Consider the following 15,338-nt stretch of genomic DNA (forward strand, 5'->3'; position numbering starts at 1 on the left):
ATGACGCTTGCTGAAGCAGTACCGGCCGACGACCACGGACACAGCGAACCCGCAGCGCCCGCACAGGCGGCGCCGGCACCGCAGGCCGAAGCCGTGGTCGATCTGGACGCGATTGCGCACAACGTCCGCATCCTGCGCGACAGCGCCCGGGACGCGGCGATGATGGCCGTCGTGAAGGCGGACGGCTACAACCACGGCGCGGTTCCCGTGGCACGCGCGGCGCTGGCCGCCGGAGCGTCGGAACTGGGCGTGACGACGGTGTCGGAGGCGCTGACTCTGCGCCGCGCGGGCATCGACGCACCCGTCCTCGCCTGGCTGCACACCGTCGACGCCGATTTCGCCCCCGCGATCGCGGCCGGTGTCGAACTCGGCGTCTCCTCGCCCCGCCACCTCGCCGCGGTGGTCGCTGCCGCCCGGAGCGTCGGCACCACGGCGATCGTCACGATCAAGGTCGACACCGGACTGAACCGCAACGGGGTGGCACCCGACGAGCTGGCGCAGGTCCTCGTCGATCTGGCGCGCGCGCAGGTCGAGGGCTCGGTGCGGCTGCGCGGGATCTTCTCGCATCTGGCCCACGCCGACGAGCCGCACCACGCCTGGATCGATTCCCAGCGCGATCGACTGGTCAGCGCGATCGCAGATGCCAAGCGTCAGGGACTGGTCCCCGAAGTGGTGCACCTGTCCAATTCGGCGGCCACCCTGACCCGTCCCGACCTGCGGTTTGACATGGTTCGCCCGGGAATCGCGATATATGGGTTGTCGCCCGTTCCCGAACTCGGTCAGTTCGGGTTGCGCCCGGCGATGACACTGCGATCGAGGGTGGCTCTGGTGAAGAACGTGGCGGCAGGTGAGGGCGTGTCCTACGGGCACCAGTGGGTGGCCCCACGGGATACGACGGTGGCGCTGCTGCCGTTCGGGTACGCCGACGGGCTCCCACGTTCGCTCAGCGGCCGATTCGAGGTCCAGCTGGGTTCGGAGCGACGGCCGGGGATCGGGCGTGTGTGCATGGACCAGGTGGTCGTGGATCTCGGACCGGACGGCGGCGGAGTCCGGGAGGGGGACACCGCGGTGTTCTTCGGCAACGGAGATCTCGGCGAGCCCAACGCGCAGGCGTGGGCCGACGAGCTGGACACCATTCACTACGAGGTGGTGACGGGGGTCCGCGGACGCACGGTCCGCAGTTACGTCGGCGGAACGGGCACCTAGATCATGGGGTTGTCGAAGCGGTTGGGGCTCGTCGGCGGCGTGCTGAGCGCGCTGGCGCTCGGTTCGGTTGCCGGTGTCAACGCGCTGCGCAGCGCGACCCGGCCCGGCCGCGAGATCTACGGCGACGAGGACTTCACCCTGATGTCGCAGGACCGGCGCAGCGTCGTGGTCACCGAGGACGGCGTCGCGCTCACGGTCCGCGAGGTCGGCCCGGAGGACGCGCCGGTGACGGCGGTGTTCGTGCACGGCTACTGCCTGGACATGACGTCGTGGCATTTCCAGCGCCGCCAGCTCGCCGAGCGGTGGGGCGACGACGTGCGGATGGTGTTCTACGACCAACGCGGGCACGGCGATTCGGGTGTGCCGTCCACGGCGAGCTGCACCATCGCTCAGCTGGGCGCCGATCTCGCGACCGTGATCGAGGCGAAGGCTCCCACCGGACCGGTTGTGCTCGTGGGGCATTCGATGGGCGGGATGACGGTGCTGGCCTTCGCCGGGCAGCGGCCCGAACTGGTGGCGTCACGGGTGGTCGCCGTGTGCCTGGTGGCCACGGCCGCTGCGGGTCTCAGCGAGACCGGATTGACGCGGAACCTGCAGAACCCGGTCATCGACGGCTTCCGGCTTGCCGTCCGGACCTCGCCCGAACTGGTCCAGCACGCGCGCGGCGCGGCCCGCGTCCTGATCACCCCGATTCTGCGGGCGGCGTCGTACGGCACGGACGTGAGTCCGCGGCTGCACCAGTTCTCCGACTCCATGCTGGACCGGACGTCGGTGGTGACCATCGTCAACTTTCTGCGCACACTCGAATTGCACGACGAGTCCGCGTCACTCGAGGCGATCGCGCACACCCCGTCCGTCGTGGTGTGCGGGGACAGCGACATGATCATCCCGTTCGGCAGTTCCCGGAAACTGGCAGCGGACCTTCCGGAGTCCGAACTGGTGCGGGTGCGCGGGGCCGGCCATCTGGTGCAGCTCGAGTTCCCGTCCGTGGTGTCGGACGCCGTCGACCGGGTGCTGCATCGTGGCCTGGCGACGCACGAGTCGCGTGAGCAGTCCGATGTCGGCTGAAGAGGGAGTGTTGCCCGTGAGCGGGACCGTGGTGTTGCCGACGGCTCAGGACACCGAGCAGTTCGGCCGGGACCTCGCCCGGGGGCTCGTCGCCGGTGATCTCGTGGTCCTCGACGGACCCCTCGGTGCGGGGAAGACCGCACTGACGAAGGGAATCGGAGCCGGGCTCGGCGTGCAGGGGCGAGTGACTTCGCCCACATTCGTGATCGCGCGGGAGCACCGGGCAGGCACGCGACCCGACGGGGGCGCACCGGTCGGAATGGTGCACGTGGACGCGTACCGGCTGGGCGGAAGCGGCCCGCACGCGCTCGACGAGCTCGACGCGCTCGACCTCGACACCGACCTGGCTGCAGCGGTTGTCGTCGTCGAATGGGGCGAGGGCATCGCCGAGCAGCTGGCCGATCGTCACCTGCGGGTCCGCCTGCGCCGCGAACCGGAGACGGACGTCCGCACCGCCCACTGGGAGTGGATTTCCTGACGGGGTCGGGTGTCGGGAGCGGTTCTGACGTGCGAGTACCCTCAGTTACCGTGCTTGTTCTCGCCATCGACACGTCCACGCCTGCCGTGACCGCCGGAGTCGTCCGGGTTTCGGCCGATTCCGCATCGGTGGAGGCGGTGGACACCCTCGCGGTGCGCGTGACGGTCAACCCGCGCGCCCACGCGGAAGTGCTCACCCCGCACATCCTCGAGTGCCTCACCGAGTCGGGTCACGTCGCCGCGGACCTCGACGCGGTGGTGGTCGGCGCCGGACCCGGGCCGTTCACCGGACTGCGCGTGGGGATGGCCACCGCCGCCGCGTTCGCCGACGCCCTCGGTATTCCGGCCCACGGCGTGTGCAGCCTCGACGCCATCGCCGCACAGGTGGACGGTGACCGGAATCTGCTCGTCGTCACGGATGCGCGCCGGCGTGAGGTGTACTGGGCGCGATACTCGGCAGGGGTGCGGGTGGAAGGTCCCGCGGTGGTGAAGCCGCGCGAGCTCGAGCCGATGCCGTCCGAGGTGGTGGCGGGGTCGCCGTCACACGTCGACTTCTTCGATCTGCCGGTCGAGCCCGTGGAAACACCGTCGCCCGCAGGGTTGGTCGCGGTGGCCGCGGAGGCCTTGTTCAGTGATACCGCCCCGGCGGCGCTCGTACCGCTCTACCTGCGGCGTCCGGACGCGGTCGAACTGGCGGACCGGAAGAAATGACCTTCCGCATCGAACCGATGGCGGTCGCCGACGCCGAACGGTGCGCGGAGCTCGAGACACTCCTCTTCGCCGGTGACGGACCCTGGAGCGCAGGCGCATTCAGGGCGGAACTCGCCGCCCCGCACGTGCACTACACCGTGGCGCGGGACGAGACCGGTCACGTCGTCGGGTACGCCGGAATCGCCCTGCTGGGCAACGGTTCACATCCCGAATCCGAGATACACACGATCGGAACGGATCCGGAGTGTCAGCGCCGGGGGATCGGCGGGGCCCTCCTCGACGAGCTCCTCCGGGTGGCCGACACCCGGGGTGGCCCGGTGTTTCTCGAAGTGCGAACCGACAACGACGCGGCGATCGCCCTCTACCGACGTGAAGGATTCGAGATCGTGGGAACCCGTAAGAAGTACTACCAACCGAGCGGTGCGGACGCCTTCACGATGCGTCGCCCCGGATCGGGTGAGGAGCCGGTGCAATGATCGTCATGGGGATCGAAAGCTCTTGTGACGAGACCGGAGTCGGCATCGTCCGATGGACCGGTGACGGAACGTGCGAACTCCTCGCGGACGAGGTCGCATCCAGCGTCGAAGAGCACGCACGCTATGGCGGGGTGGTGCCGGAGGTCGCGTCCCGCGCGCACCTCGAGGCGATCGTCCCGACGATGCGGCGGGCCCTCGCCGTGGCCGGGATCGCCAAGCCGGACGCTCTCGCCGTCACCATCGGACCCGGTCTGGCCGGCGCCCTGCTCGTCGGTGTCGCGGCCGCGAAAGCCTATGCGGCGGCGTGGGACGTCCCGTTCTACGCGGTGAACCACCTCGGCGGTCACGTCTCGGTCGACACCCTCGAACACGGACCGATGCCGCCGTGCGTGGCGTTGCTCGTGTCCGGTGGGCACACCCACCTCCTGCACGTCGAGGACCTTGCGAAACCCATCGTCGAACTCGGCACCACCGTGGACGACGCGGCCGGCGAAGCCTTCGACAAGGTGGCCCGCCTCCTCGGCCTCGGATTCCCCGGCGGCCCCGCTCTCGACGCCGCGGCGCAGGACGGCGACCGCAACGCCATTCCCTTCCCGCGCGGGATGACCGGGCCCCGCGACGCCCGGCACGACTTCTCGTTCTCCGGGCTGAAGACGGCTGTCGCACGGTACGTGGAGTCGAAGGAGCGGGCAGCGGAGGCGTGCTCGGTGCCGGATATCGCCGCGAGCTTCCAGGAGGCCGTGGCGGACGTGCTGACGATGAAAGCGGTCCGCGCAGCCCGCGACGTCGGCGTGGACACACTGGTTCTCGGTGGCGGTGCCACGGCCAACTCGCGCATCCGCGCACTCGCCGAGGAACGCTGCGTTGACGCCGGACTGACCCTGCGGGTTCCGAAACCGCGCTTGTGCACCGACAACGGAGTGATGATCGCCTCGCTCGGCGCGCATCTGATCGCCGGCGGCGCCGCGCCGTCCCTCCTGACCGTGGCCAGCGACCCCGGACTGTCGGTGGCGACCAGTCAGGTGTTCAGCTGACCGGAATCGTGACGGTCTGCGTGGCCGGGGGAGTGAGCGCCTCACCGGGCTGAGCACCACTCGGTTTCGCCGCATCGGGACTCGGAGCGACCGTGCCCGGCGCCGGGATCATCGGGAAGATCCCTTCGGGTGCCGCGGGTGCCGCGGGTGCCGCGGGTGCCGCGGGTGCAGTCGGTTCCGCGGGCGCGGCGGGCGTCTCCGTGGGCGGCGGCCCCACCTCGGGAACGTCGGGTGCGGGCGCACCGGGGCTCGGTTCGTTCGGCGTGGATTCTCCCGGAACCTGCGGCCACAGCGGCGGAATCGCGGGCCATTCGATGTGCGGCCACGAAGGCTGTGACGGGTTCGCTCCGGGCAGCGTCGGACGCGGGGGAGCCGTGGGTGTCGGCACCGGGGTGGTGGTGCGCGGCGTCGTGGTCTCGTTCGTCGACTTGGGCGCCTGCTCTGGGGTCCGGTTCGTCTGCGGTTCGGACGTGGGCGGGGCAACCTGATTCGGGTGGTACTCCGATGTCGGCGTCGGATCGTAGGACGGGATCCGCGTGGCGGGAGGTTCGTCCGTCGTCGTGGTCGTGACCTGCTCGGTGGTCTGGAACATGTCGGTCCCCGCGGGGGAGACGTTGGGATCGGGCGCGGGTGCGAGTTCCTTTACGCCGTAGCCGAGAACGAGCCCTCCGACAACGAGTGCGCCGACGAGTGCCCCCGACACCTTGGCGGCCGAACCGGGGCGGTTCGACTCGGTGGCCGGGTAGTCGCGGATGGCGGAGGAGACGGCGAGCAACGCCGCACCTTTCGCGGTCGCCGTGTCGGGTTCGGGCATCACGACGACCCGTGCGGTGAACGCGTCGGCGACGGCGGCGGTGATCGCGGGAATGTTCGCGCCACCACCGACGAGGGCCAGGGCGTCCGGTTGACGCGGCGAGTCGGCGACGGTGACACGGATGAACTCCACCGCGACCCGGACAGTCGGTGCGGCGATCTCGTCGAACCTGGTGCGGCTGATCTCGATCGGGTGGATGCCCTGCAGGTCGATGTCGACGTGCGCGTTCGGCTCCGAGGACAACTGCTCCTTGGCGACGCGGCACCGCGCCGAGAGCAGGTCGCGGTCCAGGTGCCGCAGGGGATGCGGGGTGGAGATGCTGCCGACGACGTGGTGGAAGACGAGATCGTCGATTCCGGTGCCGCTCACGTGGCTCGTGCGGTCGGCGTGCAGGACGGTGCCGTCCACCTGATCGACGACGGCGACGGACAGTCCGGACTCGCCGAAGTCGACGATCGCGACCGTGGCATGCTGGGCGACCTCGCCGGTGTGCCGCAGGTAGGTGAGGGTGGCGGCGGTCTCGGGCACGAGATGCACGCGGTGCCGCTGCCTGCTGACGGCGCTGCGGATCGAATGCGCCTGTTCCGCCGTGCGGTACGCGACGGCGAACGCGTCGGGAGTGGTGGGATCGGCAGGAACCTGAGTGGTCATCAGCGATATCGACGAGCGGACCAGGTCACCGAGGTCGGTGTGCGCCTGATCGGCCGACAGGTAACGGAACTCGACGTTCTGCGAACCGTTGGAGGCCGTCGTGACGAGGGCGGAACCCACACCGGACGCACCGGTGGACATCCCCAAGGACATACCCATCACACACCCCCTCACGTTTTCGACGCGTGACCTGCCATCTCTGTCGGAACGCCCTGTTCAGCGGGGAATCCCTGCCCGTTGAATCGGCGACTGTTATCTGAACGTTACAGAAAACAAACGGATTTCGCTCCCGACTTTCGGCTCTCGGAGACGAGGATGGCGCTCGATATCCGGTCTCACCTGCCCAGTTGTCCAAAGGAATCTCATGCGACGCGCCAGCGATTTCCGCAACCTCACGAGACGTGAGCGCCGACGGCTTCTGCTGCGTGCATTTCTGCGCCCGCTGATCACCGTCGTCCTGTCCGGAGTGGTCTACTTCGCCCTGCCGTGGACCTCGTTCGGGGACGTGTCGGGCGTGTTCTTCCTGGCGGGCGGCCTGCTCGTGGTCGCGGTGGTCGCGGGCTGGCAGATCCGGCGGATCGTCCAGTCCGACATACCGGCGCTCCAGGCGATCGAGGCGCTGGCCCTGATTCTGCCGCTCTACCTGCTCGGGTTCGCGGCGGGCTATTGCCTGATGTCCGAAAGTGATCCGAGTTACTTCACCGAACCCCTCACACGGATGGGTGCGCTGTACTTCTCGCTCACCGTCTTCTCGACCGTCGGGTTCGGCGACATCGCCGCGACGACCGATCCGTCGCGAGCCGTCGTGAGTGTCCAGATCATCGGAAATCTGATCCTTCTCGGCCTCGGCATCCGGGTGATTGTCGCGGCCGTCGGCTGGGCCCGTAGGCGCCGGGTCTAACGACCCGACGCCAGCACCAGTTCGACGTTCCGGTCGGGTGTGCCGCCGAGCAGGTCGGGGTCGGCGTGAATGTCGTTGAACGACAACTCCCGGTACAGCGACGCCAACCCGAGCGGTGAGAGATCGGTGTGCTCGACGGCGTAGGGACTGTCGGCCTCGAACAGCGTCGTGAGCAGCGACACGGTTCCGTCGACGTTGTCGACCACCTCGATGATCCGCCCGTGCTGGGGGAAGTCGATGTGCGAGGCCGTGTTGATCTCCCAGAACGACTGCTCCGGAGTCGATCCGGGCCACGGGGTGATCCGGTTCTCGTGGGTGTGTCCGTTGACCCAGGCGAGGACGTTCGGGAATCGGTGCAGCAGATCCACCAGTCGCGCGCCCCGGATCCGGGGTTCCGCCGGGGCGGAGGGGTCGGGGAGGACGTTGTCCATGCTGCCGCTGGTGTGGTGACTGAACAGGACGAACCAGGTGTCGCTGCGTGCCTGCGTCACCGGGTTGCCCGCTGTGTCGAAGTACCGGCTGCTGCCCGCCGCCAGGGTGTTTTCGATCCACCGGAACTGCGCCGCGCCGAGCGAGCCGTCGACGAACCCCGCCCGGTTGGTGGAATCCATGCTGATCCCGACCACGCCGGGTGCGATCTCGAAGGAGTAGTAGCCGATCCCGGTCTCACCGGCGTCCGGTGTGAAGCCGTGACCGACCGGTCCGGGCCCGGTGTTGGCCGGGTCCAGGTGGGCGGCGATGAACTGGCGGGGCGTGAACGGCGCCCGTGCAGGGTCGGGTGTGACGACCCGCGGCGGTGTCGTGAATGCGGACAGGGCAGCGGGGATGGCGCCGGGGTCGAACTTGGTGGCGATGTCGACCGCCTTCGCCTGCTCCGGCGACCCGGGGACCTCGAACTTCAGCGAACCGGTGTACATGGCTTCGAGTGGGGGGATGCCGCTCGGGACGGTGCCTTCCACCGAGTCGTCGTGATTGCCGAAGACGCAGTACCAGGGGGTGCGCAGGCCGGGGCTCGTGACGGGCGCGATCGCCGCGCCGAGCAGACCGGGTATCTCGGGGAACCCGGCCTTCTTGTACATGTCCTGGATGGAGGACTCCGGGTTCCAGTACAGATCCGCACCCGAGTTCTGCACTCCTTCGTAGCGCTCGGGTGCGCCTGTGTTGGGGACGATGGTGCCGCCGTTGAGTGCGGTGAGGAACCAGCCGAGTTCGGCGAATTCCTTGTTGTCGGTGTTGTCGCCGGTGCTCACGACCGCGTCGAACGGGCGCTGGGTGTGCGGGCCGGACGCGAGCGCGTTGACGCGTGCGACGAGGGCGACGAGACCCTGTGCGGTGAGTGTTTCGTGCGGGCGGAACGCGGAACCGGTGAAGGGGTGCACGTATTCGAAACGCATCGGGGACTGGGCGTCGACCAGGTGGACGTCCGTGAGCTGGACGAGGGACGCGAGGGCGGTGCGCCGGTCCTCGCGCCCGCTGCGGGCCTCGGCGAGTTCGGTGCGGACGATCGTCGGCCACCCCGGTCCCGCACCCAGCCTGCGGTAGCCGGAGCTGCCGAGGGGGACGGCCACCGCTTCGAGGGTTGTGCCTGCCCCGGACGTGGGAAGAGGGGCCGCGCCCGCGTACTGCATCCCCCACGGTCGGGCCCCGAACCCCACTGCCCCGATCGCCCCGAGTCCGGCAAATGTCAGGAATTTACGCCGATTGATGTCAGACACCAGAGGAACCTTAGGTGACGACCCGTGAGACAGGCCGATATTCGGCTCGGCGTGGTCAACCACCCCCTTCTCCTTGAGCGTTGGCACTCTCACGTATAGAGTGCCAAGTGGCGCCGATCGAGCTCCGGCACCCGCGACGACGGGGCTGTGTGAAGTGCCGTAAACGGAACACTCAAACAGGAGTCCGGAGAAGTCTCCGGATCCGCATACCCCAAAGTGGAGGGCTCATCGTGGCGAGCGTCAACATCAAGCCGCTCGAGGACAAGATCCTCGTCCAGGCCAACGAGGCTGAGACGACGACTGCCTCCGGCCTGGTCATTCCCGACACGGCCAAGGAGAAGCCCCAGGAGGGCACTGTCGTCGCAGTCGGCGAAGGCCGCGTCAACGAGCAGGGCAACCGCATCCCGGTCGACGTCAAGGAGGGTGACACGGTCATCTACTCCAAGTACGGCGGAACCGAGATCAAGTACGCCGGCCAGGAGTACCTGATCCTGTCGGCACGCGACGTGCTGGCTGTCGTCTCCAAGTAAGCCATACGTGATCCGCCCCGGAGTCCCCACAGGATCCCGGGGCGGAGTGCGTTCACGCGCGTAACCCTGAGATCCAGGAGAAGACAGAACACATGTCCAAGCAGATTGAGTTCAACGAGACCGCACGCCGGTCTCTCGAGCGCGGCGTCGACAAGCTTGCCGACGCGGTCAAAGTGACCTTGGGTCCGCGTGGCCGCCACGTAGTGCTGGCGAAGGCCTTCGGCGGCCCGACCGTTACCAACGACGGCGTCAGCATCGCCCGGGAAATCGAGCTCGAGGACCCGTTCGAGAACCTCGGCGCGCAGCTCGTCAAGAGCGTCGCCACCAAGACCAACGACGTCGCAGGCGACGGCACCACCACCGCTACCGTGCTGGCTCAGGCCATCGTGCGGGGCGGTCTGAAGAACATCGCCGCGGGTGCGAACCCGATGGCGCTCGGCATCGGCATCAACGCCGCGGCCGACAAGGTCGTCGAGGCACTGCTCGCGGCCGCCAAGCCGGTCGAGGGCAAGACGTCCATCGCCCAGGTCGCGACCGTGTCCTCGCGTGACGAGGAGATCGGCGAAATGGTCGGCGAGGCGCTCACCCGCGTCGGCACCGACGGCGTCGTGACGGTCGAGGAATCCTCGACCCTGGCGACCGAGCTCGTGATCACCGAGGGTGTCCAGTTCGACAAGGGCTACCTGTCGCCGTACTTCGTCACGGACCTCGATGCACAGAAGGCTGTGTACGAGGACGCGCTCGTGCTGCTGTTCCGCGAGAAGATCACGTCCCTGCCCGACTTCCTGCCGCTGCTGGAGAAGGTTGCCGAGAGCGGCAAGCCCCTCCTCATCATCGCGGAGGACGTCGAGGGCGAGGTTCTCTCGACGCTCGTGGTCAACTCCATCCGGAAGACCATCAAGGCCGTCGCCGTCAAGGCGCCGTTCTTCGGTGACCGCCGGAAGGCGTTCCTCGACGACCTCGCCGTCGTCACCGGTGGCACGGTCATCAACTCCGACGTCGGCCTCACGCTGAAGGACGCCGGGCTGGACCTGCTCGGCAGCGCACGCCGCGTCGTGGTCAGCAAGGACGAGACCACGATCGTCGACGGCGGCGGAACCGACGACGACATCAAGGGCCGCGTCGCGCAGCTGCGCCGCGAAATCGAGAACACCGACTCCGACTGGGATCGCGAGAAGCTCGAAGAGCGTCTGGCGAAGCTGGCCGGTGGCGTCGCCGTCATCAAGGTCGGCGCAGCCACGGAGACGGACCTCAAGGAGCGCAAGTTCCGCGTCGAGGACGCCGTCAATGCCGCGAAGGCTGCCGTGGCCGAGGGCATCGTCCCCGGTGGCGGTTCCGCCCTCGTCCAGGCGAGCACCGAGCTGGCCGACAACCTCGGTCTGACCGGTGACGAGGCCACGGGCGTCAAGGTTGTGCGCGAAGCACTGCAGGCGCCGCTGTTCTGGATCGCCAGCAATGCCGGTCTCGACGGTGCCGTCGTCACCAGCAAGGTTGCCGAGCAGCCCAAGGGCCACGGTTTCAACGCCGCGACCCTGACCTACGGCGACCTGCTCGCCGACGGTGTCGTCGACCCCGTGAAGGTCACCCGCTCCGCAGTCGTCAACGCGGCCTCGGTCGCGCGGATGATCCTCACCACGGAGAGCGCCGTGGTCGAGAAGCCTGTGGAACAGGACGAGCAGCAGACCGGTCACGGGCACAGCCACTAGGCTCTGCGTCGCGACCGATCGGGCTCGATCGTTCGAGCGAAGAAACCCCCGTGCGGATCACCGCGCGGGGGTTTCTTCTGTCGGCAGCGCCGGATCAGCTCAGTTGCAGCACCGCGAACGGTTCCGACGTCGGCTGGGGTGATCCGCCGGGCGGTTCGACGGTGACGGCCAGCTTCGACATCGACCCCACGTCGTCGAGGACGATCGTCGTGGTCGGCTGCACCTCTCCGGAAGAGATGGTCCCGGCGGGCACGGGCGCGTCCCCGGATGCCGGCATCAGCCACAGCTGGTACACGGTGTCGGCGCTGGGCGGGGCGACACCGTCCAGCACGAACACCACGGCGTCCTGCGACTTCGAGTAGGTGGCGGTCGCGGACCCGCCGGCGGCGATCGCACTCGTCGACGAGTGCACGTCGGAGGCGTCGAGAACCTGCTCCGCCACCGTCGGCGACGGACCTTCCGTGAGCTGCCGGACGATCACCGTTCCGCCGGCGAGCACCCCTACGGCTGCGGCGGCGGCGGCGGCGACCTGCCAGCGGCGCCGGCGGGAGCGGCGTTCGTTGAGCGACGACGGCCCGGACGCGGATCGACTGACCTCGTCGAGGACTCGCGTCCGCACCCGAGGCGGGGGTTCGACGGCTCCCACCGCGCTCACCACCGCGAACGCTTCGCGGATCCGCCGGACCTCGCCGGTGAACGTGGAACGGGTGTCTTCGTCGGTGGTGGCGAGATCGGTGTCGAGTTCGCGGCGCTCGCCGTCGTCGAGCGCGTCGAGTGCGTACGGGTAGGCCATGCCCACAAGCTCGTCGTTCATGTCACAGACCTCCCAGGCACCCGCGAAGACGCGTCAGTCCGTCGCGGATGCGCGTCTTCACCGTGGACAGGGCGACCCCCAGCTGGGAGGCGACCTCTCGGTAGGTGCGGCCGTCGTAGTACGCCATCGCGACGGACTCACGTTGCGTGTCCGTGAGCGAGTCGAGGCAGGCGAGCACCGATTGATGCTCGAGCCGGCGGGTCACCTCCTCGGTGACGTGGTCGAACGGCCCTGCGATGTTGGTGGTCTCGTAGAGCGCCTCGCGGTCGGTGCCTGCCTGCTCCGACCGCACGCGGTCGACCGCGCGGCGGTGCGCGAGCGTCATCAGCCAGGACAGGACGGAGCCGCGGGCCGGATCGAAATTCGACGCGGTGCGCCACGCCTGGAGGAAGACTTCCTGCGTCGTCTCCTCCGCGTACCCGGGGTCGCGCAGGACCCGCAGGACCATGCCGTGGACGCGGGCGCTCGTCCGGTCGTAGAGTTCCGCGAACGCGTCGGCATCCCCGTTCGCGACGCGGGCCATGGTGTCGTAGAGTTCCGCGGATTCGGTGGTCCGGGCCCTGTGTGCCCCGACGGCGTCCGCCGAGCACACGTCTTCTGCTGGAGTGTTGCCCTCGGGGGTCGTCACCGGCACTCGTCTCGCTTCATCGAGAACCACGGTAGCGTGCACATCCACTCATCTCCTCCAGCCGGTAGGCATTCGGAGACCGCGTCGCGGTGGATGGGTGTCGAGGGATCGATGTGACGCGAGGAACCCCCGTACGGCGACGAGGGTTCCCCGGTGAGTGTGGTCGAGTGGTCAGACGGCTATCCGGCCGCGTCTGTGCCGGGCGTGCATCTCGCGTTCGGTCTCGGACATTCCGCCCCAGATTCCGTATGGCTCGGACACGCTCAGGGCGTGGTTGCGGCACTGGGCGAGGACCGGGCAGCGTCTGCACATTTCCTTGGCTCGGGTCTCCCGCTGTGCGCGCGCCCGGCCGCGCTCTCCGTCGGGATGGAAGAACATCGAGGAGTCGACCCCGCGGCACAGTCCGTGCATCTGCCAATCCCAGATATCGGCGTTCGGGCCGGGCAGGTGGTTGGGTGCAGGCATGTGGACTCCTTAGCTGCAAGCTCGCCTCGGGCGACGAGCGGACCGTGGGCTCGTAGGTACGTTCAAGCCACTAATCATTCACGTCGCTAACCGTAGAGTCGGTTGTGAAATCGCGTCAATAGTTGTTCACAGTGGCGATTTACATATCCCACGAACTGAAAGTTAACCTGGAAAATATTTACTTTCCCGCGGTTCCGTGATTCCGTTTCGGGTTGAAAGACCCCCGGTCACGGGTAACGATGTCCGGGTGCCCCAGCCCGCGGAGCCTGAAACGCAGCCCCCTTCCGGATCCCCGGACGAGGGACCCACGATCTCGGTATCTTCCCTGGCCAGGAAGCTCGGGGTAGCTCCGTCGACCCTCCGCACCTGGGACCGCAGATACGGTATCGGACCCTCCGTTCACGCGCAGGGAAGTCACCGGCGGTACACGCCGCGCGACGTCGCCCGGCTCGAATGCATGCAACACGCTCTGGACGGGGGTGCAAACTCCGCGGAGGCCGCGAGATATGCGATTAACGCAATGGCTACATATTCGTCAGAAAGCGGCCGCCGACCGGATGTGAAAAATCTGGGTGACAACTCGGTGAACGGGTCGAAAACAGACCCGTCGAACCTTTTGTCATCCTTTTCCGGCCTCGGCGGCGCCGAGGCTTCCGTCCGGAATTTGTCGGGTGCGTTGCTGGCGCGAGACGTCGTGACAATCCGGCGGATCGTCGTGCGGGCCGTCGCAGAGCGGGGATTCAGCGCCATGTGGTCGACTCTGGTCGTTCCGGTGCTCGAGTGGGCGGACGAGGGGAGGAATTCGGACGCCGCCGCTGCGAGTGTCCGGGTCTTCGCCGAATGCGTCGCAGGGATTCTGTCCACGATGACGCTGGATGCGCCGATCGGCGGCGGTGGCCGTGTCCTGCTCGTGCACGTGCCGGCGGACCCGCACGAGGCGGTTCCCGCCGACCCGTACGGCCTCGAATTCCGGGCCCTGGGTGCCGCCCTGGCCACGGCCTCGGTGGACACGCGGATGGCGCTGCCACTGTGCCGGTCGGCGCTCCTCGCCGCCGTGACCAACGCCGAGCCGGACGTGATCGTCCTGTGGTTGCCCGCCGCCGGATGCGACCTTCCGTCTCTCCTGCGGGCGATCCGCCGCCGGCGCACGGGGCTGACGATGCTCGCGGGCGGCCCCGGATGCCGGACACAGTCACTGCCCCGGTCGATAGCGGTGCTGGGCGCGCTGGACGAGGCAGTGGACGCCGTCACCGCGGTCACCTGACCGCAGAGCGGCCGGACGATGCGATGATCTCGGCGTGCCCGACTCCAGTCTCCGTTCCGACGCCACGAATTCGTTGATCCGCGCGGCTTTCGGCGCCGACCCGGGCGCGTCCCCGCTGCCGGCGTCCGACGTTCCCGTCGACCGCTGGATGCGAGCGGTGGCGTGGGGCGCCCAGGGGCACTACGCCCGATCCCGCACAGAACTGGATGCACTGACGCGCGGAGGGGCGGCCGAACCCGCGGTCGTCTCGCTCGCCTGGAGCACGCAGGCGTCGTTGCTGAGGCAGCTCGGCCGGCACGCCGTGGCGTCCGGGTTCGACGGCCGGGCTCTCGCCGTCGTCGGGACGCGTCCCGACGACGAAGACGGCGTCCTGGTTCACGAAGCGCGGTGCGACGCGCTGACGGGGCTCGCCGCCGACGCGCTGGGGTGCGGTCGGCTGGCACTGAGCCGGCGGCTGCTCGGCAGGTGCTCCGAGTACCTGGGCGAGCGTGCTCCCGACGAACTGTGGCGACAGCGCGTCCGCAGGCACTGGGTCAGCGCGGAATTGTTTCTCGCGTGCGGAGACTTCGCTTCGGCGCGCCGCCACGCCGAGACCGCGGCGGAAATTTCGGAGGCCGCCGGGTCTGCGCGGCACCACGTCAAATCGGATCTACTGCGGAGTGCGTCGATGACGGGGGAGCCCGATTCCGGTCCGGCGGCACGGCTTGCCGCGGACGTGCTCGACCGGTGCGATCGGTACGGCCTGATACCTCTGAAGTGGGCGGCTGCGATGTTGCTGGGTGGTGTGACATGTGACTCACATGCGGAAGCGGTGCGTGAGGAGTGCGAAGCCGTCATCAGGGCGCGAGGTGGGCGCTTCCGAATCTGACCCCGCTGGT

General features: G+C 68.6%; 16 protein-coding genes and 1 pseudogene. 12 read left to right on the forward strand and 5 right to left on the reverse strand.

Features of this window, described 5'->3' with window-relative positions; genetic code table 11:
- The 6 genes from alr to tsaD are packed head-to-tail and all read left to right on the forward strand — an operon-like array spanning nucleotide 1 to nucleotide 4,972.
- Nucleotides 1-1,206 carry an alanine racemase gene (gene alr / locus ACFVJ3_RS10480; RefSeq protein WP_378451985.1) on the forward strand — a complete coding sequence of 402 codons (1,206 nt, stop codon included), beginning with the start codon at nucleotides 1-3 and terminating at the stop codon, nucleotides 1,204-1,206.
- A gap of 3 nt (nucleotides 1,207-1,209) precedes the next feature.
- Nucleotides 1,210-2,274 carry an alpha/beta fold hydrolase gene (locus tag ACFVJ3_RS10485; protein ID WP_378451986.1) on the forward strand — a complete coding sequence of 355 codons (1,065 nt, stop codon included), beginning with the start codon at nucleotides 1,210-1,212 and terminating at the stop codon, nucleotides 2,272-2,274.
- Nucleotides 2,264-2,752, forward strand: a complete 489-nt coding sequence (gene tsaE / locus ACFVJ3_RS10490) for a tRNA (adenosine(37)-N6)-threonylcarbamoyltransferase complex ATPase subunit type 1 TsaE (RefSeq protein WP_378451987.1) — start codon at nucleotides 2,264-2,266, stop codon at nucleotides 2,750-2,752. The genes ACFVJ3_RS10485 and tsaE overlap by 11 nt, the downstream gene beginning before the upstream one ends.
- A gap of 50 nt (nucleotides 2,753-2,802) precedes the next feature.
- On the forward strand, nucleotides 2,803-3,462 hold the full coding sequence (tsaB, locus tag ACFVJ3_RS10495; RefSeq protein WP_378451988.1) for a tRNA (adenosine(37)-N6)-threonylcarbamoyltransferase complex dimerization subunit type 1 TsaB: 660 nt from the start codon (nucleotides 2,803-2,805) through the stop codon (nucleotides 3,460-3,462).
- Complete coding sequence (rimI, locus tag ACFVJ3_RS10500) at nucleotides 3,459-3,938, forward strand: ribosomal protein S18-alanine N-acetyltransferase (RefSeq protein WP_378451989.1); 480 nt, start codon at nucleotides 3,459-3,461, stop codon at nucleotides 3,936-3,938. The genes tsaB and rimI overlap by 4 nt, the downstream gene beginning before the upstream one ends.
- Complete coding sequence (tsaD, locus tag ACFVJ3_RS10505; protein WP_378451990.1) at nucleotides 3,935-4,972, forward strand: tRNA (adenosine(37)-N6)-threonylcarbamoyltransferase complex transferase subunit TsaD; 1,038 nt, start codon at nucleotides 3,935-3,937, stop codon at nucleotides 4,970-4,972. Before rimI ends, tsaD begins: the two co-directional genes overlap by 4 nt.
- Here tsaD and ACFVJ3_RS10510 read toward each other — a convergent pair.
- Nucleotides 4,965-6,596 (reverse strand): Hsp70 family protein, encoded by a 1,632-nt coding sequence (locus ACFVJ3_RS10510; RefSeq protein ID WP_378451991.1) that lies wholly within the window; start codon nucleotides 6,594-6,596, stop codon nucleotides 4,965-4,967. The two genes, tsaD and ACFVJ3_RS10510, sit on opposite strands and share 8 nt — an antisense overlap.
- 205 nt (nucleotides 6,597-6,801) lie before the next feature.
- On the opposite strand from ACFVJ3_RS10510, the gene ACFVJ3_RS10515 reads away from it, so the two are divergent.
- The gene (locus tag ACFVJ3_RS10515) at nucleotides 6,802-7,338 is read left to right on the forward strand and encodes a potassium channel family protein (protein ID WP_378451992.1); all 537 of its coding nucleotides are present in this window, start codon (nucleotides 6,802-6,804) and stop codon (nucleotides 7,336-7,338) included.
- Here ACFVJ3_RS10515 and ACFVJ3_RS10520 read toward each other — a convergent pair.
- A complete protein-coding gene (locus ACFVJ3_RS10520) occupies nucleotides 7,335-9,053 on the reverse strand; it encodes a TIGR03767 family metallophosphoesterase (protein ID WP_378451993.1) in 1,719 nt (572 codons plus the stop codon). The two genes, ACFVJ3_RS10515 and ACFVJ3_RS10520, sit on opposite strands and share 4 nt — an antisense overlap.
- Before the next feature lie 230 nt (nucleotides 9,054-9,283).
- Between ACFVJ3_RS10520 and groES the strand changes: the two genes are divergently transcribed.
- Nucleotides 9,284-9,583, forward strand: coding sequence for a co-chaperone GroES (groES, locus tag ACFVJ3_RS10525; protein WP_003940763.1), 300 nt, complete (start codon nucleotides 9,284-9,286; stop codon nucleotides 9,581-9,583).
- A 92-nt stretch (nucleotides 9,584-9,675) separates the two neighbouring features.
- Nucleotides 9,676-11,289, forward strand: coding sequence for a chaperonin GroEL (gene groL, locus ACFVJ3_RS10530; RefSeq protein ID WP_378451994.1), 1,614 nt, complete (start codon nucleotides 9,676-9,678; stop codon nucleotides 11,287-11,289).
- A gap of 94 nt (nucleotides 11,290-11,383) precedes the next feature.
- Here the strand turns inward: groL and ACFVJ3_RS10535 are convergent, their stop codons facing one another.
- From ACFVJ3_RS10535 to ACFVJ3_RS10545, 3 genes are all read right to left on the reverse strand, one after another.
- Entirely contained in the window at nucleotides 11,384-12,103 is a 720-nt protein-coding gene (locus tag ACFVJ3_RS10535) for an anti-sigma factor domain-containing protein (protein WP_378451995.1), read from the reverse strand.
- Between the two features lies 1 nt (nucleotide 12,104).
- Entirely contained in the window at nucleotides 12,105-12,737 is a 633-nt protein-coding gene (locus tag ACFVJ3_RS10540; protein ID WP_378452077.1) for a sigma-70 family RNA polymerase sigma factor, read from the reverse strand.
- Nucleotides 12,738-12,902: 165 nt separating this feature from the next.
- Entirely contained in the window at nucleotides 12,903-13,196 is a 294-nt protein-coding gene (locus ACFVJ3_RS10545; protein WP_005239766.1) for a WhiB family transcriptional regulator, read from the reverse strand.
- A gap of 247 nt (nucleotides 13,197-13,443) precedes the next feature.
- Here ACFVJ3_RS10545 and ACFVJ3_RS10550 point away from each other — a divergent pair.
- From ACFVJ3_RS10550 to ACFVJ3_RS10560, 3 genes and pseudogenes are all read left to right on the forward strand, one after another.
- A pseudogene (locus ACFVJ3_RS10550) lies at nucleotides 13,444-13,692 on the forward strand (MerR family transcriptional regulator); the annotation flags it as partial.
- A gap of 198 nt (nucleotides 13,693-13,890) precedes the next feature.
- Nucleotides 13,891-14,460, forward strand: coding sequence for a transcriptional regulator (locus tag ACFVJ3_RS10555; RefSeq protein ID WP_378452078.1), 570 nt, complete (start codon nucleotides 13,891-13,893; stop codon nucleotides 14,458-14,460).
- Between the two features lie 34 nt (nucleotides 14,461-14,494).
- The gene (locus ACFVJ3_RS10560; protein ID WP_378451996.1) at nucleotides 14,495-15,328 is read left to right on the forward strand and encodes a hypothetical protein; all 834 of its coding nucleotides are present in this window, start codon (nucleotides 14,495-14,497) and stop codon (nucleotides 15,326-15,328) included.
- Nucleotides 15,329-15,338 lie beyond the last annotated feature (10 nt).

Origin of the sequence: Rhodococcus sp. NPDC127593 (genome assembly GCF_042671975.1) — a bacterium.
In the GTDB taxonomy this organism is placed as follows: domain Bacteria; phylum Actinomycetota; class Actinomycetes; order Mycobacteriales; family Mycobacteriaceae; genus Rhodococcus_F.

What these genes read in the sequence shown, in the direction of transcription:
- tsaE (WP_378451987.1), top strand. Translation starts at nt 2,264, where the DNA reads ATGTCGGCTGAAGAGGGAGTGTTGCCCGTGAGCGGGACCGTGGTGTTG.
- tsaD (WP_378451990.1), top strand. Translation starts at nt 3,935, where the DNA reads ATGATCGTCATGGGGATCGAAAGCTCTTGTGACGAGACCGGAGTCGGC.
- ACFVJ3_RS10510 (WP_378451991.1), bottom strand. Translation starts at nt 6,596, where the DNA reads ATGGGTATGTCCTTGGGGATGTCCACCGGTGCGTCCGGTGTGGGTTCC.
- rimI (WP_378451989.1), top strand. Translation starts at nt 3,459, where the DNA reads ATGACCTTCCGCATCGAACCGATGGCGGTCGCCGACGCCGAACGGTGC.
- ACFVJ3_RS10515 (WP_378451992.1), top strand. Translation starts at nt 6,802, where the DNA reads ATGCGACGCGCCAGCGATTTCCGCAACCTCACGAGACGTGAGCGCCGA.
- ACFVJ3_RS10485 (WP_378451986.1), top strand. Translation starts at nt 1,210, where the DNA reads ATGGGGTTGTCGAAGCGGTTGGGGCTCGTCGGCGGCGTGCTGAGCGCG.
- ACFVJ3_RS10545 (WP_005239766.1), bottom strand. Translation starts at nt 13,196, where the DNA reads ATGCCTGCACCCAACCACCTGCCCGGCCCGAACGCCGATATCTGGGAT.
- ACFVJ3_RS10535 (WP_378451995.1), bottom strand. Translation starts at nt 12,103, where the DNA reads ATGAACGACGAGCTTGTGGGCATGGCCTACCCGTACGCACTCGACGCG.
- alr (WP_378451985.1), top strand. Translation starts at nt 1, where the DNA reads ATGACGCTTGCTGAAGCAGTACCGGCCGACGACCACGGACACAGCGAA.
- groL (WP_378451994.1), top strand. Translation starts at nt 9,676, where the DNA reads ATGTCCAAGCAGATTGAGTTCAACGAGACCGCACGCCGGTCTCTCGAG.